The following is a 26,128-nucleotide window of genomic DNA, read 5'->3' on the forward strand; positions in this document are numbered from 1 at the left end:
ACCTAAAAGCCGGTCATTGGGTGTCTAGGCATCAGATAGGCATCAGGAGCGTGCTTTTCGCTTGATTCGGCCCTGCCCTCGACAGCAGCACGGTTGAACGCAGCATTTGGCCTTTGGTGTTGAACCGGAAGAATGCCTTCTTCGCGGGTTCGGACCAAGGTGGTGACAACTGCGCGGTGATCGCCACCCTTATCGAAAGTGGCAAACTTTGCGACGCCAACCCGCGCACCTGGGTGACCGAAACCCTCACTAAGCTGGCCAACGGCCATCACGCGAACCGCATTGGCGAACTCATGCCGTGGGGCAATGTGGGCTGGTAACAGCAGTTGCGCTGGTCGCGTGCTGCCGGAAGTAGAACGCCGCATCATGGGACAGAGCTGCCATTCGCCGCCACGCCCGAGAACGTCCAACTAGGCCGGAACCGGCCATTCATCAGGCCGTGACGGCCATCTCTACTATGTCCAAGGTGGTGGACATGTACGAACCCACTGGCGTGGGAATGGCGCTGGTTGAGAGGTTTCGCTGCCACTCGCGGGCCGATGTCTGTGGTTGAGACCTGCTGACGAGAGGCAGATTTTGCGGCTCCTTCAACCAAGGAGTCGATCCATGACCAATACCACAAGGCCAGCCCCTGCCACGACGCTGCGGGAGCGTATGATCGAAGACATGAATCTGCATCGGCTGTGCCGCACCACGCAGCACGGTTATTTGCGGGATATCACGCGGTTTGCGATCTGGCTGGGACGCCCACCCGACACCGCCACCGAGGAGGACCTTCGCCGCTACCAGATCGAGCAGACCGAGACGGGGTTTGGCGCACCGGCGATGAACATGGCGGTTTCGGCGCTGCGGTTCTTCTTCATCCGCACGCTTGACCGGCCGGATGTGATCCGCAGACTTCACCGTGTAAAGCATCCCCGTGGTTTGCCGACCGTGCTCAGCCGCGATGAAGTGAGCAGGATGCTCGATGCAACCACCAGCATCAAACATCAGGCGATCCTTTCGGTCGCTTATGGCGCTGGCCTCCGCGCCGCCGAAGTGACCCACCTGAGGGTCCGCGACATTGACAGCGAGCGGATGCTGCTGCGGGTCGAATGCGGCAAAGGTGGTCGCCATCGCAACGCCATGCTGGCCCAGGACCTGCTGCTTCTCCTGCGGGAATGGTGGAAGATCGGGCGCAAAGAAGGTGTGATGCATCCTGATGGCTGGCTCTTTCCCGGCCAGCACTACCTCAAACCTATCAGCACCCGGCAGGTTCACCGCATAGCCGCCGAAGCGGCCCATGCGGCGGGGATATCCAAGCGGGTCGGCCCTCATACATTGCGTCACAGCTTTGCTACCCACCTGCTGGAAGATGGTGTTGATATCCGCGTGATCCAGGTACTGTTGGGGCATACCCAGTTACAGACCACAACGCTCTACACCCGGGTTGCCATTCGCACCGTGAAGGCGGTGGTCAGCCCGCTCGACAGGCTGGCCATGTTCCCGACCGCACAGGCGGCCCCTCCCGGCTGAGCCGGTGCGCGCCTCGCTCGAGGTCGCCGACATCTTCCTTAGTGCGGGGCCCGCCTATCGCGCAGCCCATGCCGGGCATCTCAGCCTCGGCCAGCTCAAGGTCATGACGGCCATCGAGAACTGCCGCACCGCCGCGCTGGGCGGTCACGTCGAGGCTTGCGACGACTGCGGGCATTGGCGGATCGCTTACAACTCCTGCCGCAACCGGCATTGCCCCAAATGCCAGGGCGCCGCAGCGCGCACCTGGCTGGAGGCGCGTGAGGCAGATCTGTTGCCTGTGGGCTACTTCCACGTCGTGTTCACGCTGCCCGCCGAGATCGCGGACATCGCGTGGCAGAATAAGGCGGTGGTCTATGATGTCCTCTTCCGCGCGGCTGCGGACACGGTGCTGACCATTGCTGCCGATCCCAAGCACCTAGGCGCGCGGGTCGGCATCACTGCCGTACTGCACACCTGGGGATCGGCGCTCACACACCACCCGCATGTGCACATGATCGTGCCCGGCGGTGGCATCGCGCTGGACGGCACGCGGTGGATCTCGTCGCGCCCCGCCTTCCTGCTGCCGGTGCGCGTGCTGGGCGCATTGTTCCGCCGACTGTTCCTCACGCGTCTGCTGGCACTGTACAACGCTGGCAGGCTGGGCTTCTTCGGCGCCTTGGCGGGCCTGGCCTCGCGCAAGGTGTTCCTGCGGCATCTCTCGTCGATCCGGAAGAAGCGCTGGGTGGTTTACGCCAAGCCGCCCTTCGCCGGGCCGCAGGCGGTGCTGGCCTATCTCTCGCGTTACACGCACCGCGTTGCCATCTCCAACCGGCGGCTGATTGCCTTCGACGAGGATGGCGTGACGTTCCGCTATAAGGACTACCGTCGCGATGGTGCCGAGCGCCAGCAGGTCATGACGCTGGCGACCGGCGAGTTCATCCGCCGCTTCCTGATCCACGTCCTGCCGCGCGGCTTCCACCGCATCCGGCATTATGGGCTGCTATCCAGCTCAACCCACAAGGATGCCATGGCGCTGGCCCGCAGGCTGCTGGGCGTCGCCGCGCCAATCGACGAGTGCGAACCCGAAGAACCTCCCGACCATCGCCCGCCATGCCCGTGTTGCGGCGGACACATGACCATTATCGAGACCTTCGCCCGTTGGTGTCAACCGCGTGCACCACCAGCGCCAGTATCCCCGAACCGGAGACAGGCGCCATGATCCGGCATGGCCCACGTTGCATGATGGTCGCGATCGCTGCGTCCCGGCCCGAGGGAATACGCGTGCCGACGCCGCGAGCACAGTCAAAATTGGGCTCATTACTGGCGGGATCGGCGATACTCCCGGCGATATGGCCGCCTGAATTCTTTGCTATTCCGCCCATCACAGGCTGTCCGACGGGCTTGCTTCAACCATCCCAATCCACAACAAAGCCCTTTTACCCATAGAGATGGGCGAGCCCCACCGCGGGTCGTACCTGTCCGGGTTTAGTACGCCTGACGGCGCCCGAAACCCTTCGACGAACCGGAACGGCAGGTTCCGAAACCACAAATGCCACAAGCTGCCGCTCCTCAGTTCGATGTCATGGGCAACTCGCGACCAGCCCCGGTCGTTCCCAGCAGACAGCATGAACACCGGCTCATGCCGAAACCTGTCGTTGGACTGCGATAGAAGAGCCAGAGATCAGGATCGCCGAAATTGGCATTCCGACCTTGTAGTCGATGTCGGTATTTCTGAACTTATGGCGCAGTGATGGTCGAGTGGCTTGCATCGAAGACACAACACAATCTCGCCAAATTTGCGCCACGCCCTCGTTCTGCTTGCATTGCTTTCGGCGCATCATAAGATGTATGAGAAGATCAAAACGCGAATAAGGTTTGGATTGCAGTGCAGCGTTCTTTCCGCGAAATCTCCAAGGATAATGTCGGCGAAGCGGACCAGCAGTCGTTCCTCGTCAGTCTTGGATGGTCGAAAGCGCCCGAATGGGGTCAATTGCTGGAATCCAAGCGCGTGCTGATCATATCGGAAGCAGGCGCCGGAAAGACATACGAATGCCGCGCCCAGCGGCAATGCCTCTGGGAAGCCGGCGAACCGGCGTTTGTTCTGGAACTCGCGACATTGGCCAACAGCGATGTCCGCGCCATGCTCGATCACGACGAAGAGGTGCGCCTTGATGCGTGGCTTGCATCGCAATCCGATGTGGCGACCTTTTTTCTGGATTCGATTGACGAGCTAAAACTCAGCCTTGGCTCCTTTGAGCAAGCCTTGAAGCGACTAAACAAGGCCATCGCCGGGCAACTCGCCCGCACACGCATCGTGATCACGACCCGGCCCGTTCCATTTGATGAGCAGCTTGTTCGCCGCCTTCTGCCTGTTCCCTTGCAGCCCGAGACCGAGGCCACAGGCGACACCTTCGCGCAAATTGCGCTGCATGGACGCGCAAACCTGCAGCAAGCCAGCGGGGGCGCGGGCGCTGCCGATTGGCGAACGGTCGCCCTCATGCCGCTGTCCGACGAGCAGATCGCGGAATTTGCAAGAGATCAAGGCGTCGATGATCCGCAGGCGCTGCTTGAAGATTTGCGGCGACGCAATGCGCAAGAATTCGCCAGACGTCCGCAGGACTTGCTCGAACTCTGTGCCGACTGGCGAGACTTCAAACGTATTCGCACCCATCGCGAACAGGTAGCTTCCAATATCCGCATCAAGTTGAAGCCGCGCGAAGATCGGCGAGAACCCGCAGAACTCTCGGTCGACAAGGCAATCGACGGCGCGAGTCGTCTCGCCTTGGCGATGATGACCACGCGTCGGCTTACCATTCGGCATAGCGCGGAAGCCGACGCCGGTGGGGAGCAAGCCGCCTTTGACCCGTCAATCGTCCTTTCGGACTGGAGCGTCGAGGAGCGTAAGGCACTGTTGGAGCGCTCGCTGTTCGGTTTCGCATCCTACGGACGTGTGCGTTTCCACCATCGTTCGGTTGCTGAATATCTCGCCGCCGAGCGCATTCAGGCGCTTCGGACAAGGGGCATGACGGCGCGGGCTCTCAAGCGCCTGATTTTCGCGGAAACAAAAGGCAAAATCATCGTGCGCCCGTCTATGCGCCCGATGGCGGGATGGTTGGCCCTTTCAGACGACATGATTTTCGAGATGCTGCGTGACCATGAACCCGCAGTTCTGCTTAACGATGGCGATCCGGAATCCCTAACCCTGCCTCAGCGCACCCAGGCGTTGCGCGCCTATGTCGAACGCTATGGTCAGGGCGGATGGCGCGGCCTCAGCGTTCCTAACATTCAGGTTCATCGCTTGTCATCCGCCGAACTGTCCGATGAGATAAATCGCCTCTGGGCCAACGGCATCGAGAACTCCGAAATTCGTGAGCTCATGCTGAAACTCATCGAAGCCGGGCGGATCACGGGATGTGCAGACATCGCCTACGCAACAGCGTGTGATGCCACCGCAACACGGATTGAACGCGTTTTTGCTCTCGATGCATTGATCGCCATCGACGATCCGCGTCTGGAAGAGGTGATAAAGAGCCTCGTCCAAGACCCGGTCAAATGGCCAGATGAACTGTCGCGCATTGCAGTGCTCCGCCTGTTCCCCAAGCATCTTAGTATCGAGCGCCTCTGCCAAGCTCTTGCAAGGCTAGAGGAGGACAACCGCAGCGTTGGCGATCTGAGCCGACAATTGCCCAGATTGATCGCAAGCGAAGAGCTGGATCAACCAACCTTGGAAGCACTGCGCGATGGATTGTCTGCATTGCTGTCTGCCGGTCTTCGCTGGCAGACCAATTGGCCGCACATCACCACAGATCGACCACATCTGGCCAGTGCACTTGCCGCAACGTGTGTTCGCGGGTTAGGCGGTGAGGTAACGGAAGACTGGCTGCGAGCCAGCGTCCTCGCCATGCACGTGCCGCATCGTGAAAATGGGAGCGACGAACCGTTCGCTCAGCTCAAGAAGGTGCTCGCCGCCTTGCCTGCCGACAAGAACGCGGAACTGTTCTGGGCAGACGATACATTGCAGCAGTCGCTGCACCCTACGCCTGATCCTTGGAAGCGCTACGTCAGAATAGTTTTTCAAGACGGCCCAGTGTGGATCGAAGCCGCCCGTGATGAAGCATGGATCAAGGCAGCACTTGCCGACCAGACACGACCGCTGGAGGAGCGCGCCATGCTGCTGGAAGGTGCAATGCGCCTTGCTCCAAGCCCAGAGGCATGGCGTGATCACCTATCAGGCTTGAAAGCCCTTGTTGCCGACCAGCCGGCCTTGCTCGCGACAATCGATGACCGATTGAAACCGTCCAAACAAGACAAGGAGCAGAAACGCTGGGAAATCGGGAATGCGAAACGCAAGCAGCAGCATGAGCGGCGGGAGGCCAAGAACCATGCAAGCTGGGTGATATTCTGGCGCGAAGTTGCGGAACAACCCGACAAGGCATTCTCCGCCGAACGCGGCGGGAACACCGCCTGGAATCTGTGGCGTGCCATGAGTCAGGCCGGAGACGACAGTCGGGAATCTGGCTGGAACCGGCGTTTCATTGAAGCCAATTTTGGGAAAGAAACAGCGGATCGGTTGCGCCTGACCCTCATGGAGCAGTGGCGAAACGATCGGCCAACACTTTCCAGTGAACGTCCAGACAACGAGAAGAACACTTATCTTGTCCGATGGCAGTTGGGTCTCGCCGCCATTTACGCCGAAGCAGAGGACCCACTTTGGGCTGCGAAGCTCTCTGACGAGGAGGCGAAGCTCGCGGCCCGCTACGCGCCAATTCAACTCAACGGTCTGCCGCTATGGATGGAAACACTTGCAGTGGCCCATCCGTCGGCAATCGACGCCACGCTCGGCGAAGAGCTCAGCCTCGAATTGAGCGGCCCAGCGGGTGCGCAGTGGCACTCAATGTTGCTCCAAAGCATTGGCTATGCGCCCGAAGCGGTTGTCGCTGCCTTTGTGCCCCGCCTTCGCGCGTGGCTCGACGAGCGTGGCGATCTTGTCGGGCACAATGAAGACAAAGATGGGGCGGCCAATCGCCTTGGTCGGGTCATCAATATCTTGATGAAGCATGGCGATAAAGAAACTCGCTCTCATTTGCGCGATCTTGCCGAACAACGGCTGCGCGAGGACATTCCCGCATCATTTGCCCATGTTTGGTTGCCCTTGCTTCTGCGCCTCGATGCAGAGGCGGGGGTGGATGCGTTGGAAAGGCGCATCGCTGGCATTGCACCGGCAGCACGAAGTGAAGCGGTGGCGTGGTTCGGCACCCTGTTCGGGGATCGGCACGATGGCATCGATCTGGCGAACCCGCAGTTTGCGCCGTCACTACTCTTGCGGTTGCTTCGCGCTTCATACTCCCATGTCCGCCCATCCGATGACGCGGTGCATGAGGGATCTTATTCGCCGGATGACCGTGATCACGCGGAACGGGGCCGAAATGCCTTAGTTGGGGCCATTTTCGAAGCAAAGGGCGAGGAGGGATGGGCAGCCAAGCTGGAAATGGCGGCTGATCCTCTCTTCGAGCATTTCAGGTATCGTATCCTTGCGGTGGCTGAGGAGAATTGGGCCAGCGAGGTCGATTCAGTCGCATTCGACGATGCACAAGCCGCTGCGCTCGACAAAGTCGGTGAGGCTGCGCCCGCCACCAACGAAGCTATGTTCGCTGTCTTGGTCGATCGATTGGAAGATATTGATGACCTGCTCTTGCGCGATGTGTCTCCGCGCGAAGCCTGGGCAGGCATTACCGATGAAAAGGTCTTGCGCCGCGAGATTACTCGTGAACTTAGCCGCAACGCCAACGGGCTTTATAAGATCGACCAGGAAGCTGTGACGGCGGACGAGAAAGAGACGGACATACGGCTGCGTTCCACCGCAACAGACCACGAGGCAGTTGTTGAACTTAAACTCGGCGACAAACGGTCGGCGAGCGACCTTCGCGACACGATAGGCGATCAACTCGTCACAAAATACATGGCGGCGGAAACAAGTCGGTCCGGCTGTCTGATGTTCTCAATTTCAAAAGATCGGAAGTGGGAACACCCGGATAGCGGAACGCGCATCGGTCTGGATGAATTGGTAAGCCTGCTCCGAGATCAGGCGCAGAAGATTGAAGCAAGCCTTGGAGGATCGCTCCGGTTGCACATTCACATCTTGGATTTACGCCCGCGCCTGCCGACCGAAGCGAAGCGGGCAGCCGCCTGATGAGGGCGCTTGCCTTGAGAAAGCCGGGAACCGATACGAAATTTGCACAGGTAGGAGTAGGCTGCATGGGCGGGCGGAACAGACGCCTCCTTTCGATCCGCGCCTCGAATGGCAATGAACGAAAGGCCGCTTTCGACGAGCATCAATCGGACTGTCAATGGCAGCAATTGGGGCGAGCCCTTAACGATCGTGCGAATGGTGGAGAGCGGCAGGTGTCGGCGTGAGCCGCCATCCCCAGCACGGCACCGGAACGACGTAGGTTGGTCGGCAGCGGACCGCCGCGTCGTGGGACAAAACCGACGTTCGCGAGCCGCGCCGGGAATGGTAAGTCCCCATCCAGCACCTGCCATTCCTGAACCACTGATGATCGTTTTCCAGAATGGTGGGACTGGCCGATTGCTGACTAACGGGTTTTGCGGCGTTAGCGTAAGAAACCGGACTTTGGCTCCCGATCTGCCGGTCGCCTACCTGCATGCGAAACCGGGTCCGAGCTGGCCATACACCATTCCCGTGATCGCGAAATGCTAGGTTTGCAGGACCAAGTTCATAAGCCAGATGATGCCCGGTCGAGGAATAGCTTGACCCTGCCAGCCGTGCCATCGACAACGACGAAGCCATGTTTGAGTATTCTGCTCATCTGCGGGTCACTAACCAACACCAGCGGTTTCCTAATGCTTCGGCAATAGACCGGGACATGGCCGGTTAGACCGGTGCCGATGGACACCGCTGCGTGGCATGCACTGAGTAGTTCAGTGAGAGCGTCAGGAAGTTGACCGACGATTGACGGGACAGCGAGGATAAACTCGCCCTTGGGCTTGAGGCGTGCGGCAGCGGGCCAAACAACTGGTGCTCCGAAGCCGAGCCCGGGCGAGGCAGGCAGGCCAACGATTGAACGGCCATTGGCGGGCAGCACCACCTCACCGCTGCGCTCAATCTCCTGGATGACGAGGCCACGCACGACATAGAGCAGATTCTGACGAATCGTCTCGACCTCACTGATAGTCGCACCCTCGATTTCGATACGGATAGCGGCGCCATTCAGGGTTTCATTGATAGTCGCTTGGACGGGTTCAACGCTGCCCGCCTTTTTCAAGCGATAAAGCTGCCAGATCCGGCAAAGGTGATCCCAAGCCACAACCATGTCGAGGCCGCCCGCCTGCCAGGCATTAGCAGCGATTGCTCGAGCGCCGATGAAGCCTTCGATCTGGTCCGGATCGCGGCCAAGTTCCTTCAGAACCTCGAAGATAGCGCTAGCGGCGATATTGAGAAGTAGCTGACTAAGCACCGATTCGAGCCGGGGACTGGCCGGTTCGCGGCGGCTCCGCCAGAACAGCCGCGCCGCTTCCTCGAAGCCCGCCTCAATATGGGTCCGGCGGAGTAGCCCTATTATGCCGATGTCCTGCGCATAATCGAGACGGATCCGTTCGATTACTTCCATGGCGTGCTTCGGCAATGACAGCTCGACAGCCTTGATCGCGATGTCGTCGACCTTGGTGAATTCCTCGTAGAGTTTGTTCAATCTCTGCATCCGATTGCTGCGACGCTCCCTCAGTGGGGATTCTCTCCGCTGTATGCCAAAAACCCAGCTTGCGCGCTACTGATGCAATTTTCCTAATCTTGCTTCACTTTGGGTGGTCGATTAAGGCGCACGCCGAGGCAATCTCGCGCTCGTGATTTCTTGGAGTAGTAGTATGGGAGAAAGCGCGAAGGACCAGCGTGAAAGACTGCGTAAAGGCTTGGAGGGCGAACTCCTGGCAATGGATTACTTCGACGCCTACCAAATTTCCTACTTCGCCATTGAACAAAACACTCACACGTGGAGCCAATCACTGGCATCGAATAATTTCAAGCGCCCGGACTTCATCATCTGGGACCGGCAAATAAAACCTCGAATTGTCGATGTGAAGAACTACACGGTACACGCGTCGAGCACTTCGATTCGCGTCGATCATACAGATGTTCGCAGCCTCAAACATCATGCTCAGGCACTCGGCATGGAACCGTTGTTGGCTTTCGTTATGGAAGGCCGATATCTGTTCTTTTTGGAGCTGGACAAACTCATTGCACCGTCCACTGTGGGGCAGCCATACTCGGTCATCGTTGAACCTGGCCCCTCAAAGATTCGTGATGAGTTCCGGCCTGAGTGGATTCCTCGTGAAGCCATCGTAACTTGGGATCGTCTTGCTCCAAGCGCGGTATGGCTGAATAAAAATGCTGCTCCCGAGCCATTATTCACGTAAGCATTACCACCGAAATCCGACCGTGCTTCGGCCGAGATGCGCGGAGATATAGGCTTTCCTGGGCTTGAATGAATGTCCGCACATAGGAGGCGACGACTTGCCAATGAACGGCTGATTGGGGCGAGAAAGGATTGTGAAACGGGTAAGCGACGTTTGTCGCACTGATGCAGTTGAGCGGGCGACCAACGGCGAACGAACGAGGCACAACGCGGCGAAGGCATATGGGGGATACCGGAATATCCTGACCAAGGTCAACTTAGCGACCCGCTACGCGTCGATGGTCAGCCGGAACGAACGACAGCCGCGTCCAGGAGTCCGTCGTTGCGAGCAGTGCGCCAGCCTGCGATACAGGTCTCATGAAATTCGCTGCGAGACATTTTCCTAATCTCATGCCAACCGGATCGCGGGCAAGGCGCCGGGCGCACTTGGAGCGACGACTTTGATCCGTTACGTCCACCGACGGGAGGTTAGCAGGTCCGGCACCTTCTCCTGGAACGTCGATCCGGAACCATTCGACCTCCGGTGGGCCGCCTGGGCGGCGGCGGTGGAGACGCTGCAGATCGACCTTGTCGCATCTGGCTGGATGAACCTGTTCACGGCGCTGCTGATGCCGCCACCGACCACGGCCCTGCGCTGGGCGGCGACCGGGCCCGGCACCAACGTCGAGATCAAGCGTGCCTACTCGGCGCTGATGGGCCGATTCTTCGGCCGCGCGACGCTGCGGCGCGACCACGGATGCCGCTGGCTTCGGCAAGTCAGCGATGGACTCGAACTGTGCACTGGCGTCCACCTCCGCCGACGCACCGGCCACCTGCCGGACTGGGTCGGCTGGGACGACTTCCATGGCTGCTGGGTCGTCGCCGAGGCCAAGGGAAGCCACGACCGGGGCGACTGGGTCGACGGCGACCCGCCGCCGCTGCAGAGGGCGTTGGCGCAGCTGGACCGGGTGGAGATCGTCGACGCCGCAGGCCCGATCACCTTCAAGACATGGGCGGTGGCGTGCCGGTGGGGAACCGAAGCGAATGGTCTCGCACCGGTAATCGTTACCTGCGATCCGGACGGGGACGGACGCCGGCTGGAGGAGTGGGAAGTGGCGAAGCACCGGGAAGAAGCGCGGGCACGCTGGGTGGCGGACCTCCTCGAGGGCCTCGGCCGCCCCGAGGTGGCCGCTGCGGTCAGAGGCAGTGACGTCGGCATGGCTCTCTCGATGGAGGACGACCTCGCGCTCATTTCCGGCCGGAGCGGCTACGCGGCACTCGCCATCGAGATGTGGGGCATCATCCCGTTGACGGGTTCGGGCCGGGCCGCACGGGGCGCGTCGATCATCGATACGGCGGCCCAACTGAAGCGCGCCACCGCCCTCGTACTGCTCGACCGGTCCATGGCGGAGAGCGCGTTGATGCGTGGGGGGGCGAACGACGTGATGGAGGACGAGTCCGGGCAGCCGTGGCGCAAGAGGCCGCACATGGACATGCCCAAGCTGCCCGAAGCCGAGCTGACTGTGGACGGCGTGACGTTCCGTACCGCCGTGGACGACATCGGTTTCCCCAACGTCGAGGCGCTCGCGTGACCGCGGACGGCGGTGCAACGCCCATCGCCCCCGGCGACGTCCGCTACATCAAGCTCGGTGTCGGCGGAGGCTGGGCGCGCCAGGCCTTCGAAAACGGCTGGCTCGCGTTCGGCTACCACTCGATCCCCGACGCGGTCGCGGCGGAGGGCGACTGGAACATCGTCGCGCACCTATTGCGCCATCGTCCAACCGCCAGCGCGATCAGCACGGGCGTAGGTGAGGTCGAGGCGTTCTACGGCATGGGCGCCGACTGCCTCTGGATCACGCTGGCGGACGGGCATCTGTGGTGGACCTTCGCCGACCCAGAGATCGTCTGGCTCGGCACGGACACCGACGAGCCGTCGCGCTACCGCCGCGTCATCGGCGGATGGCGCAACACAGACATCCACGGTCGCCCCTTGCGGACCGAGCAGCTCAGCTCGAAGCTGACGCAGGTCGCGGGCTACCGGGGTACGATCTGCAAGGTCGCCGAGAAGGAGTATCTGGTCCGGCGTATCAACGGTATCGTCGAACCCATCGTCGTGCTGGCCGGCGAGGCCCGCGAGCGCGTGGTGAGTGTCGCGCGTGACATGATCCGATCGTTGCACTGGGCGGACTTCGAGACCCTCGTGGACCTGATTTTCGCCCGGTCGGGGTGGCAGCGGTCCACGCGCGTGGGCGCCAAGCTGACCGACGTCGACATCGTGATGGAGCAGCCGACTACCGACGAGAGCGCCTTCGTCCAGATCAAGTCGAAGGCCAACCAGGCAATCCTCGACGACTACCTCGATCGGTACGAAGTGACCGGTCACGACCACTTCTTCTTCGTATGCCATACGGTGAGCGGCACCCTCAAGATGCCGGAAAAGCGAGGCCTGCATCTGTTTGCGGGACAGCGCCTGGCGGACGTCGCCGTCAGGAACGGCCTGTTCGACTGGCTCATCGAGAAGTCGATGTAGCTCGTCGTATGACCTCGACGAACGTCTGCTTTCAGGACTTGCGGCTGGCTCGGTGAACAGCCGCGATTAAGGCGCCTTCCTTACGATCCGCTGCGGCGCGTTTCATCAGCAGCTTCTGTCAGGAGCAGACGTTCGCAGTCGTTGATCTAAATGACCGGCTCTGGTCGATACGGGACCTTTAACTCTGCCTACGCGACCCAGGGCCTGACATTCCAGCGTATCCGCTGATCGCCAGCGAACACCCCCGGCCGATCATGAAACGCTCAGGGCTTCTCATCATTGGCAAACTGTTTACAGTCTTCGTCCGCATCTCTTTTCCAATCGGGGCCAAACCTTGTCCATTGATCTGAAAGACCTATCCGCGCGCCTGCTCAAGGCAGCCAACCAGTTGTGGACCAACAGCACCCTGCGCCCCAGCCAATATGCCCAGCCGGTGCTAGCCCTGATCGCCCTGCGCCAGATGGAGGCCAAGTTTGACGCGGTGCATGGTGAGCACTTCGCCAATGCCACGGGCCGCATGAAGCCCGAACCCAGCGACTATCACGCCCATGGCGCTGTCTTCCTGCCCGATAACGCCCGCTTCTCCTACCTCCTGTCGCTGCCCGAGGCGGAGGACATGGGCAAGGCGCTCAACACCGCCATGGAGGTGATTGCCGAGGTCAACCCCGATCTCGCAGGCATCCTGCCCAACGCCTATGGCGCGCTGCCTGACAGCGTGCTGCGCGAACTGCTGCGCCTGCTGGAGCCGATCAAGCTGTCCGGCGATGCCTATGGGCTGATCTTCGAGTATTTCATGGATGCCTTCGCCTCCTCCTTCATGGAGAAGGGCGGCGAGTATTTCACCCCCAGCTCCATCGTCAAGCTGATCGTGGAAATCATCGAGCCCTACCACGGCAAGATCTTTGACCCCGCCTGCGGCTCTGGCGGCATGTTCGTCCATTCGGCGGAGTTCGTGCGCCGCCACCACAAGACGCCCAGCCGCGAGATCAGCGTTTACGGCACCGAGAAGATGGCCGACACACGCATGCTGGCGCGGCTTAATCTGGCGGTGCATGGCCTGTCGGGCGACATCCGCGAGGCCAACTCCTATTACGAAGACCCGCATGGTCTGGTTGACAAGTTCGACTATGTGATGGCCAATCCGCCCTTCAACCAGTCCGAGGTGGACCGTTCGCGGCTGACCAACGAGGCGGGCGTGGTCGATGCGCGCTTCCCGCTGGGCATCCCCACCACCAACAATGCCAACTATCTGTGGATTGGCCTGTTCACCGCCGCGCTGAACGAACGGGGGCGGGCGGGCTTTGTCATGGCCAACTCCGCCTCGGACGCGGGCGGCAGTGAGCGGGAGATGCGCCGCAAGCTGGTGGAGAGCGGCGTGGTCGATTGCATCGTGGCCACCTCGCCCAATATGTTCCTGACGGTTACGCTGCCGGTCACGCTGTGGTTCCTTGATAAGGGCAAGGGCAGCACGCCCCGCGCAGACGAGGTGTTGTTCATTGATGCGCGCCATATCTACCGGCAGGTGACGCGGGCGCATCGTGACTTCACGCCGGATCAGGTGGAGTTTCTAGCCAATATCGTCCGCCTGTGGCGGGGGCAGGAGGAAGAGGTCGATCAGGGCAGCGCGCCCTTGATGACGCCGCATTTCGGTGATGATGGTTATAAAGACATCCCCGGCCTGTGCCGCGTGGCCAGCCGCGCCGAGATTGCCGCGCAGGACTGGAGCCTCAATCCGGGCCGCTATGTTGGCGTGGCGGCGGGGGAACAGCCCGATGATGAAGACTTCCGCCTGAAGCTGGAGGCGTTGCAGGAGGAGTTGGAAGGGCTGAACGCCGAGGCGGCGCGTTTGCAGGCGGTGATCGCGCAGAATGTCGCTGAGGTGCTGGCGTGAGCGAGTGGCCAGAAGTTGAACTTGGGGAACTGGCTTCGTTTCGCAACGGGTTGAACTATTCGGCTGCTGATCGCGGTTGCGGCCTTGCTGTGGTTGGCGTCTCGGATTTTCAGGATCGTTCATTCGTCGATTTTGCATCGTTGGAGCAACTTGCACCATCGGCCTTGGGGACACCGGAAGCTCTGATCCGTAGGAACGACATCCTCTTCGTTCGATCCAATGGGAACCGCGAATTAATTGGAAGGTCTTTGCTGGTTTTGTCGGAGCCTGCCATCCCGACGAGCCATTCGGGCTTTACCATTCGGCTTCGGTTTGAAGATGATCGTGCCGACCCAAGGTTCTTCGCGTATTTCTTGCGATCAGGCGTGGTGCGCCGTGTGTTGGCGTCGCAGGGCGGTGGCACCAATATCAACAATCTGAATCAGGGTATCCTATCAAGGCTGCCTGTTCCTCTTCCGTCCATCGAGACACAGCGGCGGATTGCGGGGATTCTTGGGGCGTATGATGATCTGATCGAGGTGAACCGGCGGCGGGTGGCGGTGTTGGAGGATATGGCGCGGGGCCTGTTCGAGGAGTGGTTCGTCCGCTTCGGCTTCCCCGGCCACGAATCCGTCCCCCTCCACAACACCCCAGATGGCCCCCTGCCTGAGGGGTGGCGCTGGGGCACTGCTGCCGATGTGATCGCGTTCGACCCGCGAACCAAGGTTCCAAAGGACGGAGCCAAGCCGTTCATTTCCATGGGGCAGTTGGACACAGCCACATCGCTTATTGGTGAGCATGAGATGCGCGAGGGTAACTCTGGCGCAAAGTTCCGTGATGGCGACACGCTCTTTGCCCGTATCACGCCTTGCCTTGAGAATGGGAAGACCGGCTTGGTGCGCGGGCTTGCCGAACAGGGCGGTGTTGGCTTCGGATCGACGGAGTTCATCGTGATGCGCGGTGATCGGGTCGGACCTGCATTTACCTACTGCCTGTCGCGCCAACCCGATTTTCGATTGGCCGCGCAGCAATCCATGTCGGGGGCAAGCGGTCGGCAGCGGGCCAAAACTGACAGCGTGGCATCGTTCCAACTGGCATTGCCTGCCAATGACGCCCTGTTTGCCGCCTTTGAGAAGGTGGCATGGCCGATGCTGGAAATGGTGGGGCATCTCGGGGCGGCCAACCAACGCCTCGCCGCCTCCCGCGACTTGCTGTTGCCGCGCCTGATGTCGGGCCAACTATCCGTGGCTGAGGCCCAAAAGGAACTGGAGATCGCCTGAGATGGCCCCTTCGTTGAGCGGTGTTATGGCGTCCGAAGAGGGCGCGGTGGAAAAGCCTGCGCTGGCCCTGCTGGCAGAACTGGGCTGGACGCCGATCAACCTGATGGCCGAACAGCCGGGGCCAGCGAGCCCCACAGGCCGCACCAGCTTTGCCCAGCCGCACCTGCCCGCCCGCCTGCGTGCCGCTCTGCTCAAGCTCAACCCCGACCTGCCGTTGTCCGCCATCGAGGCGGCAGAAGCGCGCCTGACGCAAGACCGCTCCGCCCTGTCCCCCGTTGCCGCCAACCGTGAAGTGATCGCGCTGGTGGTCGATGGCGTGCAGGTGCAGGTGAAGAACGATAAGGGCGGCTATGACGACCACCGCGTGCGCGTGATCGACTGGAAGGATGCGCGCAACAATGACTTCGTGATCGCCAATCAGGTGTGGGTGCACGGCCTGCTGCACAAGCGCCGCCCCGACACCATCGGCTTCGTCAATGGTCTGCCGCTGCTGCTGGCCGAATGGAAGGCCCCGACCAAATCACTGGCCAGCGCCTATCACGACAACATCCGCGATTACCGCGATACCATCCCCCAGATCTTCCACGGCAACGGCTTTGTAATCCTGTCGAATGGGCTGGAGACGGTGATGGGGGCGGCGCATGCCCCCTTCGAGATCTACGCGCCCTGGAAGAAGCTGGACGAGGACGGGCCGGATGACCCCAGCCTCGAAACACTGCTGCGCGCCACATGCCAGCCGGAACGCTTCCTCGACCTGATCGAGAACTTCGTGCTGTTTGACGAGGCCCGCGATGGGCTGCGCAAGGTGGTGGGCAAATACCATCAGGTTTTGGGCGTGAATCGCGCCATCGAGGCGGTACGCCATATCGAGGCCAACAAGGGCAAGCTGGGCGTGTTCTGGCACACGCAGGGGTCGGGCAAGAGCCTGTCGATGGTGATGTTTGCCGAGAAGGTGCTGCGGCGGCTGGGGGGCAACTACACTTTTGTGGTGGTGACCGACCGGACGGAACTGGACGACCAGATCGCGGCGCAGTTCAAGTCGGCTGGCGCGTTGACCAAGGACATCCAGAATGCGCAGGCGGGAAGCCGGGATCATCTGCGGGAGCTGCTGGCGGGCAATGAACGCTATGTCTTCACGCTGATCCAGAAGTTCTCGACCGCCGACCGTGAGCCGATGCCGGTGCTGTCGGAAAGGTCGGACATCATTGTCATCACGGATGAGGCCCACCGTAGCCAGTATGACACGCTGGCGCTGAATATGCGGTCGGCGCTGCCCAATGCGGCCTTCATCGGGTTTACCGGCACGCCGTTGATCAAGGGGGCGGACAGCCGCACCCGTGAGGTGTTTGGCGATTACGTGTCGATCTATGACTTTGCCCAGTCGGTGAAGGACGGGGCCACGGTGCCGCTCTATTACGAGGCGCGTAAGCCGGAGTTGCAGCTCGACAAGGAGGCCCTGCAGGATGAGCTGGACGCCTTGCTGGAGGATGCCGATCTAGACGATGCGCAGGCGGCACGGCTTGATCGTGAGTTTGCCCGACAATATACGCTGATCACTAACCCGGACCGACTGGACAAGGTGGCGGATGACGTGGCGCTGCATTTCTCCCAGCGGGGCTATCGCGGCAAGGCCATGTTCGTGGCCATCGACAAGGCGACCGCTGTGGCCATGTATGACCGCGTGAAAGCATCGGTGGCGCGGCTGATTGCTGAGGATGAGGTCAAGCTGAAAACCGCCCACGAGGCCGAGGGCGCGGCGATTGCCGAGCGGCTGGCATGGCTGCGTGAACTCGACATGGCGGTGGTGGTCAGCCAGAGCCAGAATGAGATCGACGACTTGGCGAAGAAGGGGCTGGATATTTTGCCCCACCGCAAGCGGATGCAGACGGAGGACATCGAGGCCAAGTTCAAGGATGCCAAGGATCCGCTGCGGTTGGTGTTCGTCTGCGCCATGTGGATCACCGGCTTTGACGTTCCCTCCATCGGCACGGTCTATCTCGACAAGCCGATGAAGAACCACACGCTGATGCAGACCATCGCCCGCGCCAACCGCAAGGCAGCGGGGAAGACCTCGGGCGTGATCGTGGATTACGTGGGGGTCTTCAACAACCTGCAGAAGGCACTGGCGGTTTACGCTGGTGGTGGCAAGGGCGCAGCCGGAGAAGAGGGCAAGAAGCCCATTGAGGACAAGGCGGCTCTGGTTGAAGCGTTGAACGTCGCTCTGAAGTCTGCGCATGATTTCGCCCTGGCCAATAAGGTGGACACGCTGGCGATGCTGGCGGCGGAGCCATTGGCGCGGCTCAAGCTGATTGGCGCGGGCGTCGAGGCGCTTGTCAGCCCCGATGAGGTACGAGGCGAGTTCTTCCGGCGAACCGCTGAGGTGACCAAGGCCTACAAGGCGCTGCTGCCCGACGAGCGCGCCGCGCCCTTCCTGAAGCCGGTTGCCATTATGCACACGCTTGCCGAGGCGGTGCGGGCCAAGCTGGGGCCGGTGGACATCTCCGCCATTCAGGCGCGCATTGCCGAACTGTTGGACGAGAAGATCGAAGGCGTTGCCATCCTGGCCCCCATCGTCACGGGCGATACGGCAGAGGGTAGAGTGGACCTGTCGGGGATCGACTTTGACAAGCTCGCCAAGCTGTTCGAGGTCAGTCCTAAGGTGGCGACTGAGAAGTTGCGCGAGGAGGCCGAGGAGCAGGCGCGCCAACTGGCGGAAGAAAACCCGACCCGCGTGCATCTTGTGGAGCGGTTGGAAAAGCTGATCGAACTCTATAACACCGGGGCCATCGACGTTGAGCGTCTGTTCGACCAGCTCAAGGCCTTCATCGGCGAGATGACGGAGGAAGAGCACCGTGCCGCCCGACTGGGGCTGACGGGGGCGGAACTGGCGCTTTATGACCTTCTGACGACGCCTGAGCCGAAGCTCACCGATGCGCAGGAGGTCGAGGTCAAGAAGATCGCCAAGCAGTTGCTGGCCAAGCTGACCGAGGCTGTGGCGTCTGTCGATTGGCTGCGCAGTCAGGAAACGCGGGGGCAAGTGAAGCGCGAGATCAAGCTGGCGCTGAATGATTTGCCACAGGAGCCCTACCCGGACGACCTATGGAACGCCAAGGTTGACCGGGTGTGGGAGTTCGTGACGCAGCGGTATTCCTGAGAGGATGGTTATGGCCGAGCTTCCCAAATACACCGATTTCATGCTGCCGACACTTAAGGTCATCCGTGATCTGGGCGGGTCTGGGACGAATGGCGAAATCCGCGAAAAGCTTATCGAGGTGATGGGGCTTACGCAGGATCAATTAGACGCGACCTATGCGAGCGGCGCATTGATCGTCGATCCTCGTATGTCTTGGGCACGTAGCTACCTGAAGCTGGCAGGCCTGTTGGAGAGCGGCGGTGTTGGGCTCTGGGTGCTGACGGATGCGGGGCGTCATGCAGCGGACGACACCGAGGCGCAGTTGAAGGCGCAGGTTCGTATAGCTGTTGCCGCGCATAACGCCTTGAAGAAGGCTGAGCAGGCGGTTGCCGAGCTAGGAGAGGAAGAAACTGCTGACGAGCAAAAGGACTGGGCCGACCTGTTGCTGTCGCAGTTGAAGACCATGCAGCCTGACGCCTTCGAGCGGCTGGCCCAACGGCTTCTGCGCGAAAGCGGCTTTGTCCGCGTTGAGGTCACCGGCAAGTCAGGCGATGGCGGGATCGACGGTTCTGGCGTGCTCCGCATGAACCTGATTTCGTTCCAGGTGCTGTTCCAGTGCAAGCGCTATGCGGGCTCAGTTTCGGCTGGCACCGTCCGTGATTTTCGTGGCGCGATGCAAGGCAGGGCGGACAAAGGCCTCATTATCACTACCGGGACTTTCACAGCAGATGCCCGCCGCGAGGCAACCCGCGATGGCGCACCGGCTATCGACCTTATTGACGGTGAGGCGCTGTGTCAGTTACTCAAGGAACGTCAGTTGGGCGTCGCGGTCCGTGAGGTGCGAACCGAGGAGGTCACCGTCCTGCCGGAGTTCTTTGCGGACATCTGATAATGGTGTGATGAACTTATTTTCGGCGGTGATATTGGTCGGTATGAAGGCCGCAATGTCAAGTTGCGTCAACTTGCTCAAACTTTGTTGGTGATCAAATTCAAGATTGTGATGAGAAAGTTCATCGTTTTCGAAATAGGCGCGGGTGGCGGGTCTGAAAGCCCCGCGCCCTTATATTTATATAAAGGGGGGGAGGACGCACCTATGGCGCAGCTGGAGGCAAGGTTTTCTGCGGGTTTGCTCATTAGGTGCGCGCGTATGGCGCAGGGGGGCGGCGCAAGGGGGGAGGCGCAGAGTTTGACCTTTGGCGCAGGCGCGCGCAGGCATCATTGAGCAGCATCAGTGGCACGAATGCCTCGCCTCCACTTGCGGTTGCTGCTGCGCCATAGTTCCACATCCAGCTCAATTTGCCCGATATGCAGCAGGCGTTCGAGCGCAGCGGCAAAGCCCGCGGACTTTATCCCTTCTGCCTCTGGCATCCCTGCAAACATCTTGGGCGCATAGTTGCTTCCGGGTTGGTGGGAGGCGTTGCGGCGCTGCTTGGTGCAAACCTCTAGGCAGCGCAGGAAAGCAGCATTCTCGCCATTGACTTTTGCAACATCGTCCAAGGCGGCGGCGCGGTCGGGTGATAAGTCGCGCTCCAGCACAAAGGCCCAATCCTGCCACGCAAAACGCATTGCTTTACCCTTGCGGGCGTAATTCGCCTTGCCGACTGTCACTGTGCGCAGATCGGTTTTGGTGTCATGCTCCAGCACAAATTGAGAGCGTACCGCATTCACCCATGCTGTGCTGCCGGAATGTCCGTTCCCTTGAGTGTCGCCACGGTTGAACGCCTTGTTAGTGTGGCCAAGCAGGATGATGGCCGCGCCGCTTTCACCGGCCAGCCGATTGAGGGCGTTATTAAACTGCGTCACCTCGCCACGATCGTTTTCGTTTCCGGTGTAGAGGTGGGCGAGATTGTCGAGCGCCACCAGCTTGGCCCCCGTGCGCTTGATAAACGCGGCTAGGCGGTAATAGGATTTGGAGAGGGTAAAGCCACCCTTAATATCCATCACGCCCAAAGCATTGTCGAGATGCCCGCGCAAGCTGGCCAGGTAGAGGCGGCCTGCAAGGCTGGCCATAGATAGGCCGAGGGCTTTGCAGATATGGGCTTGCCGCCAATGCAACTGCTCTGGATCATCCTCGCATGTCAGATAGATTGCCGAGGCCTGCCCCATATCGAGGCCAAGCGTTGGCACGCCGGCAGCCAGAGCGGTCGCGACCTGCTGCGCCCACAGGCTTTTGCCCGCGCTGCCGGGGCCTGTGAACAGGGTAACTTCACCGGCTGGCGCAAGGGCGGGAATGACAAAGCTTTTAGGGCGCGGTTCGATAGTTGCGAGGGAGGCAAGGTCTAGTGGTTCAATATCGCCACTTTCCTCTGCCGGTTCGCGCGTCGGCAGCGGGTGCAGATCGTCTGTTGCTGGATCATAGCTGGCTGCATCCCTGCCATCGGCGAATGCGGCATCCCGATATTCGCGCGGCGGCGCAGATCTCGGGGAAGTGGCACCATCGGAAAGTCCGCGCTCCACCTTGTCGGCAATCGCCGCTGCCGTCCAAGCGTTACGGGTGTCATAGCTTCGCATGGCTAGGCCCGCGCCTATCAAGCGCGCCTTGGCGGTGGAAATAGACAACTCACCCCCCGCCGCCAGCGCGCCGATTTTCAACGCGGCTTCATTCAAGGCGCTTTCCTGCTCCCCATTGCCTGCCCGCAAAATCGCTTCAGATTCCCGCTGAAGCGCGGCGAGGCCATAAGGTGAATCAGCACCCCCAAGGCGCGGTAAATGCGCCGGGCGGTCTTGCGTGGGGATTTCATGGCAATTGTCGCTCTGCCGGTGCATCAGGCGCAGCAGATCGGCAGGCGCGGGGATAGGGTCGCCATCATCTGCCCATTCATACAAGCGCCCGGACGGGTGGCGCGATGGCGGCAAAATCACATAACCCCCATCGCCGCGCACCTCGGCCCCTGGCAGATCAGGAAAGGGCCAGCCGCGTTTCGGGTGACGCTGTGCATTGCGCACCTCGCCGCCTTCATGCCGCCAGTAGAGATGAAAGCCCTTGCCGGTGATCGCCTTGCGGGTGATCGGGAGCGGAGGCGCTTTGGCCGCGAAGGCGTCGGGGTCGTCGATGTCGAGAACCCAAACGCCGGAGACCGTGCCGGTCGGCAAACCAATCATGGCCGTGGGCCAGCGCTTCCACCAATCCGCTACGGTTGCACGGTCGGTGCTGGCATCATAGAAGCTGTTTGGCGTCAAAGGGCGCTTGTTCTCGCTGTGGCAGGGAAACACTGGCAAGCCCTTGTCGGCATAGTCGAGCGCAGCGGCCAGCAGATCGGGTGCGGTCATAGCGCAACCTCTATGGCCTTGAGGCCATATTGGGGCAGGCCATAGCGCTGCAACAGGGTGCTTGGCCAGTTTTCTTGCTTGTCGGCGACTGGAGCCCGCCGCAATGCGAGGCCACCGTACAACGGGCCTTCCCCTACCTCAAAGGGCGGCACGGTCAGAAAATAGCAGGCGGCGGCGCGGTGGTCGAGGAAGGGGTTAGCCACGATGCGCACCCCCGAAGGCTAGAGTCGCAACGGTTGTTGCGGTTTCAAGGGGAAGTGCAAAGCGGGCTGCAAGAAATTGCGCCTGCATGGCGATGGTGCTAATTGGGGCCTTGGAAGCGTCTGTAAAACATTCCACGCCCCTGCCGCCCTTAGCGGTGGGGGTTTTAAGTTCAGCCATTAGCGCGGCTTCACCGTTTCACTGGTGGAGTTCACAAGACGGATGGCCATCCATATATCAAGATCTTCTGTCCGGTAGCGCACTGCCTTGCCAAGCTTGAGATACCGTGGGCCGCCACCCATCGTACGGTATCGTTCCAACGTCGGCTTGCTCAGGCCGACATACCGTGCAGCCTGCGTGGTTTTCAGAACATTTTCGAGCATTGTTAAACACCTCACTATGTTGGAGGGTGTTTGCTCAGGTTTCCTCCGCCGGAGAAAAAGGTGGGGTTTTCAAGTTTGTGCCGTGCATATGGCCGTATCTTGGTAAGTCATTGAAATATTTAACACTCGCGTGAAAGGCTTCAGTCGGAGAAAGGTTTTCAAATCTCACTCCCAGCACATCATAGTTGACCCTAACGAGCCCTCGTAGCCGGTCGTCCTTCGCACAACTTGAGAAGCGCTCGCGTGCCGACTTCAATTCGTTATAGCTCACTGATCCAAACCAGGTTCCGGTCATGGCTCGGGCGGCCCGCTTCAACTTCGATTCCTGCGTTCCTTCCTCCTCCTCGGTTGCCATGAGCCAAAGATTTGCAAGAACCACCAACACTGAGGCTCTGGCGTCATCTGCAAATGTCCGGTTTGGCCTTCCAGCCTTTTGCTTTGCAGAAAACAGGGGATCTCTTCGATTGTCATCGATCTCGAAGAGACACCTTTCGACACGCTTTAGAGTGTCGAGGATTAGCGGGGGAAAGCCCTGGCTGTTCAGAAAATCTATTGTCAATTCTATGGATCTGGCAACAGCATGCCGTTGACCCTCGAGATCACTTCTTTGATAAAAAATAGACGTCGCTGTCAAATTTGCATGAAGCTCGTCTAGCGCAAGCTTGCAGTCCGTCGTGGCGGGGCGACGCCTGATGTAAGGCTCGAGCCTTTGCCAATCTACTACATCCTTCTTGGTCATAAGCCGCCCTGAACATCAAAAGTCATTAGGAAATGTTAGATGATATCGGGCGATGGATGGCATGGCAATGTCATCCCAAGGTGCTGCGTTTTGTGTTCCCTCAAGATCAAATCTAACGGGGCGATTTAGTGATGTGACAAGATGCTGACTTAGAGGTCCAATTCAGTATCGTTAAGCGCTCTGCTTGGCCTCGCTGATCGATACCACGTTGGTCTCGTGAATTGGGTTCAGGATGGCAGTTAGGTGGCGTCCCCATGCTTCCATCGCTGATCGCTTTTCGTCCTTCCAGTCGTGCCGTTGGTAAATACCTGCGACTCCTGAGCGGGCCCCGGACACATGGTTTAGCACCGCTTCGGTCACCTCAAACCGCACGCCCAGCCGTTGCAGGCCGGTGGCTAGGGTGCGGCGCAGATCATGCACGCGCCAAGGACTAACTGTTCCCGCCTCCGTCGCCTCATCAAGCTGTCGCTTGGCGCGTGAATAGCAGGTGAGGGGCTGTTTGCCCCTGAGTGAGATAACTGACCCAGCTTTCGGCCATCGTTCGGCGGCGGGCTCATCAGCCTTGGCCTTGTTCTGTTCGATCAGTGCCAGCCGATCCAGTTCCACGATTATGCGGGGGGCTAGGGGAACCATATGGGCAACGCCATTCTTGGCCTTGTTTGCAGGGATGACCCACATAGAGGAAGAGCGATCAAGTTCCGCCCAGTTCATGGAGGCAACTTCCTCGCGGCGCTGACCGGTCAACATCAGCAACTGGAAGTAGGGACCAAACGGGTCGCGCAACGAACTGGCGGCCTTCCAGATAGCTACCAGCTCATCATCGGTCAGAACGCGGTCGCGCGCCTCTGGCGCTGAGGGCTTGGCCATCAGGCGCACAGGGTTATCGATGATCTCGCCGCGCTCCATTGCCCAGCGGAAGAGAACAGAAGCGTAAGCATAGACCGCCAAGCGGCTGGCACGGTGCTTAACGGGAATGCCGTCGATGATGAGTTGCAGATCGGTGCGGGTGATGTGGGGCAGGGGCTTGCCCTTCAATGCCGGTAACAGATGGGCGTTCACGACATGCTTGGCCTGATCGACAGTACGGGGGCGGCGCCCTTTCTCATCCTCGTAATGTTCAAGCCAGCGCTCGGCCACTTTCTCGAAGGCCAGTTCGCCCTCAAGCCTCGCCTTCTGTTCTGCGGCATGTTTTGCCTCATCCTGCGCAGCCACAAGATCCAACTCCCTCTGCCGGGGGTCGATTCCCTGGGCCACCATCATGGCCAGTTCTTTTGCACGGCTGCGGGCCTGATCGGGCGTCAGTTCACCGTGTTTGCCGATGGTGTATTTGCGTGGCGCGGTTTTGTCTGCCTGCCCGACGCGGGCCAGGCGATACTGGAAGATGTAAATTTTGCCGCCAGCCGGTGTCACCTTGAGGCCGAAGCCTTTGATGGTTTCCTTCCCGCCGTCGTCCCACACCACATACTCAGCTTCGGCTGGCTTTGCTGCGTCAACGGTGCGCTTTGTGATTGGTGCCTTTGCCATCTCTGATACCCACGCTATCTATAGGCATCAGATAGGCATCAGATTGAATCATATCAAGGATGATTTGTGATGGTCAGTGATTATAGAAGTAGCTTAAATAATAGGGTTATTGTAGCACGGCTTTGCGCTGCCCGCTTTTAAACCTCTAATTCCTAATCTGAGGAGCGTGGGTTCGAATCCCGTCGGGTGCACCATTTTTTTATCAAAATTGGCATTTCTGCATTTTGATATCTGAGCTTGGCGAAATGAGATTTCCGCCAAAGCGCTATTGGTGCCTCGGCAATCCATGAAAATACACCCGATCGGCCAAATCAGGCGGTCACTCACGATCATCGGGAATTCGCGACGGCCAATCGTCGCTCCGGCGGTTCATCAAGGGGGGAATGGCTTGCAAAATACCACGCAGACCCGCATCCTGCGCCTGAATAGGGCCGGATCACCGGTCTGTCTTGGAAATGTCGGTTCAACATTTCAGGGAGAGCGTGGCGATGCTCGATTCGATCAGCTTCCAGAAGAACATCATCGGCATCATGACAACGGTGTGCGATTATCAATATGGCGTTATCGGCAAACGCGAGCCGACCAAGACGAAGAAGACCGGGTACAGCACGTTCAAGATTATGGACGATCAATATCCGGTTGAACTCATTTATCAGAACCACGATCTCTATCTGGAAGGCTGGCGCAACCGGGACCAGCAGGTCTTTATTCACAAAAACAGCGGCTATGACATCCGCGCCCACCAGAAATTCAAGTTCGGAAATGAGTATGGCGAACTGGAGTTCGACCGGAGCGTGCCGGGGCGGATCAATCTGGGCGCCCTGCATGGCGCGTTGGGCAATGCCTGGCATGGCCGCGTTTCGACCGGGCCTGACCATGAGCATAAGCGCACATTCGCCCTGCTGGCGATTGGTTTTTCCGAGGCCGTGCGCTTTACCGATGTCATGCTTCAGATCATCAACGATGAGCCGATCACGGACCTCGACTGGGACAAGCATACGAACCAGTGGGCCGTGCAGGTCGTCAAAGGCTGAGCGAGGCTGGGCCGGAGCGGCCGACGACAGTTTTACGGGCAATGCGCGCTTCATGCTCGGCAAGGAGGTCGAGAATGCGCGTCTGTATCGGCTGACCAACGGGCAGATGGCACGTTTGCCGCCGTTTTTCCCCAAGAGCCATGGCAAGGTCGACATAATGCCCTGAATGATCCTCGGATGGGGGTTGCTTGCCACGAAATTTCTGCGATGCGGGCGCCCATGCGGGCATTTACGTAAACCCGCTCTTGGAAATTTCGGGGGG

At 60.1% G+C, this 26,128-nt stretch carries 17 protein-coding genes and 1 pseudogene; 12 read left to right on the forward strand and 6 right to left on the reverse strand.

Going from position 1 to position 26,128, the window contains the following annotated elements; genetic code table 11:
* Positions 1 to 77: 77 nt before the first annotated feature.
* The 4 genes and pseudogenes from PQ467_RS07795 to PQ467_RS07810 form a co-directional block, all read left to right on the forward strand.
* Positions 78 to 320 (forward strand): annotated as a pseudogene (locus PQ467_RS07795) (transposase domain-containing protein); the annotation flags it as partial.
* 286 nt (positions 321 to 606) lie between these two features.
* Complete coding sequence (locus tag PQ467_RS07800) at positions 607 to 1,515, forward strand: site-specific integrase (RefSeq protein WP_274175925.1); 909 nt, start codon at positions 607 to 609, stop codon at positions 1,513 to 1,515.
* A 4-nt stretch (positions 1,516 to 1,519) separates the two neighbouring features.
* Entirely contained in the window at positions 1,520 to 2,713 is a 1,194-nt protein-coding gene (locus PQ467_RS07805) for an IS91 family transposase (protein WP_274175926.1), read from the forward strand.
* A 666-nt stretch (positions 2,714 to 3,379) separates the two neighbouring features.
* Entirely contained in the window at positions 3,380 to 7,684 is a 4,305-nt protein-coding gene (locus PQ467_RS07810; RefSeq protein WP_274175927.1) for a hypothetical protein, read from the forward strand.
* 544 nt (positions 7,685 to 8,228) lie between these two features.
* On the opposite strand, the gene PQ467_RS07815 is transcribed toward PQ467_RS07810, so the two are convergent.
* Positions 8,229 to 9,203, reverse strand: a complete 975-nt coding sequence (locus PQ467_RS07815; RefSeq protein ID WP_274175928.1) for a hypothetical protein — start codon at positions 9,201 to 9,203, stop codon at positions 8,229 to 8,231.
* Between the two features lie 172 nt (positions 9,204 to 9,375).
* Between PQ467_RS07815 and PQ467_RS07820 the strand changes: the two genes are divergently transcribed.
* The 7 genes from PQ467_RS07820 to PQ467_RS07850 all read left to right on the forward strand — a co-directional run bounded on the left by PQ467_RS07820 (position 9,376) and on the right by PQ467_RS07850 (position 19,604).
* Positions 9,376 to 9,924 (forward strand): hypothetical protein, encoded by a 549-nt coding sequence (locus PQ467_RS07820; protein WP_274175929.1) that lies wholly within the window; start codon positions 9,376 to 9,378, stop codon positions 9,922 to 9,924.
* Positions 9,925 to 10,363: 439 nt separating this feature from the next.
* Entirely contained in the window at positions 10,364 to 11,494 is a 1,131-nt protein-coding gene (locus PQ467_RS07825) for a hypothetical protein (RefSeq protein WP_274175930.1), read from the forward strand.
* A complete protein-coding gene (locus tag PQ467_RS07830) occupies positions 11,491 to 12,432 on the forward strand; it encodes a restriction endonuclease (protein WP_274175931.1) in 942 nt (313 codons plus the stop codon). The genes PQ467_RS07825 and PQ467_RS07830 overlap by 4 nt, the downstream gene beginning before the upstream one ends.
* Positions 12,433 to 12,766: 334 nt before the next feature.
* Positions 12,767 to 14,323 (forward strand): type I restriction-modification system subunit M, encoded by a 1,557-nt coding sequence (locus PQ467_RS07835; protein ID WP_274175932.1) that lies wholly within the window; start codon positions 12,767 to 12,769, stop codon positions 14,321 to 14,323.
* A complete protein-coding gene (locus tag PQ467_RS07840) occupies positions 14,320 to 15,582 on the forward strand; it encodes a restriction endonuclease subunit S (RefSeq protein ID WP_274175933.1) in 1,263 nt (420 codons plus the stop codon). Before PQ467_RS07835 ends, PQ467_RS07840 begins: the two co-directional genes overlap by 4 nt.
* Position 15,583: 1 nt before the next feature.
* The gene (locus PQ467_RS07845; protein ID WP_274175934.1) at positions 15,584 to 18,736 is read left to right on the forward strand and encodes a type I restriction endonuclease subunit R; all 3,153 of its coding nucleotides are present in this window, start codon (positions 15,584 to 15,586) and stop codon (positions 18,734 to 18,736) included.
* 10 nt (positions 18,737 to 18,746) lie between these two features.
* Positions 18,747 to 19,604, forward strand: a complete 858-nt coding sequence (locus PQ467_RS07850) for a restriction endonuclease (protein ID WP_274175935.1) — start codon at positions 18,747 to 18,749, stop codon at positions 19,602 to 19,604.
* A 326-nt stretch (positions 19,605 to 19,930) separates the two neighbouring features.
* Here the strand turns inward: PQ467_RS07850 and PQ467_RS07855 are convergent, their stop codons facing one another.
* The 5 genes from PQ467_RS07855 to PQ467_RS07875 form a co-directional block, all read right to left on the reverse strand.
* A complete protein-coding gene (locus tag PQ467_RS07855; RefSeq protein WP_274175936.1) occupies positions 19,931 to 21,985 on the reverse strand; it encodes a bifunctional DNA primase/polymerase in 2,055 nt (684 codons plus the stop codon).
* Positions 21,982 to 22,188 (reverse strand): hypothetical protein, encoded by a 207-nt coding sequence (locus PQ467_RS07860; protein ID WP_274175937.1) that lies wholly within the window; start codon positions 22,186 to 22,188, stop codon positions 21,982 to 21,984. The genes PQ467_RS07855 and PQ467_RS07860 overlap by 4 nt, the downstream gene beginning before the upstream one ends.
* Positions 22,189 to 22,365: 177 nt before the next feature.
* The gene (locus PQ467_RS07865; RefSeq protein ID WP_274175938.1) at positions 22,366 to 22,569 is read right to left on the reverse strand and encodes a helix-turn-helix transcriptional regulator; all 204 of its coding nucleotides are present in this window, start codon (positions 22,567 to 22,569) and stop codon (positions 22,366 to 22,368) included.
* Positions 22,570 to 22,603: 34 nt separating this feature from the next.
* On the reverse strand, positions 22,604 to 23,308 hold the full coding sequence (locus PQ467_RS07870) for a hypothetical protein (protein WP_274175939.1): 705 nt from the start codon (positions 23,306 to 23,308) through the stop codon (positions 22,604 to 22,606).
* Between the two features lie 171 nt (positions 23,309 to 23,479).
* The gene (locus tag PQ467_RS07875) at positions 23,480 to 24,832 is read right to left on the reverse strand and encodes a tyrosine-type recombinase/integrase (protein ID WP_274175940.1); all 1,353 of its coding nucleotides are present in this window, start codon (positions 24,830 to 24,832) and stop codon (positions 23,480 to 23,482) included.
* A gap of 488 nt (positions 24,833 to 25,320) precedes the next feature.
* On the opposite strand from PQ467_RS07875, the gene PQ467_RS07880 reads away from it, so the two are divergent.
* Positions 25,321 to 25,866, forward strand: a complete 546-nt coding sequence (locus PQ467_RS07880; protein ID WP_274175941.1) for a ribosome-inactivating family protein — start codon at positions 25,321 to 25,323, stop codon at positions 25,864 to 25,866.
* Positions 25,867 to 26,128 lie beyond the last annotated feature (262 nt).

It is taken from the genome of Novosphingobium sp. KACC 22771 (assembly GCF_028736195.1).
Classification (GTDB): Bacteria; Pseudomonadota; Alphaproteobacteria; order Sphingomonadales; family Sphingomonadaceae; genus Novosphingobium.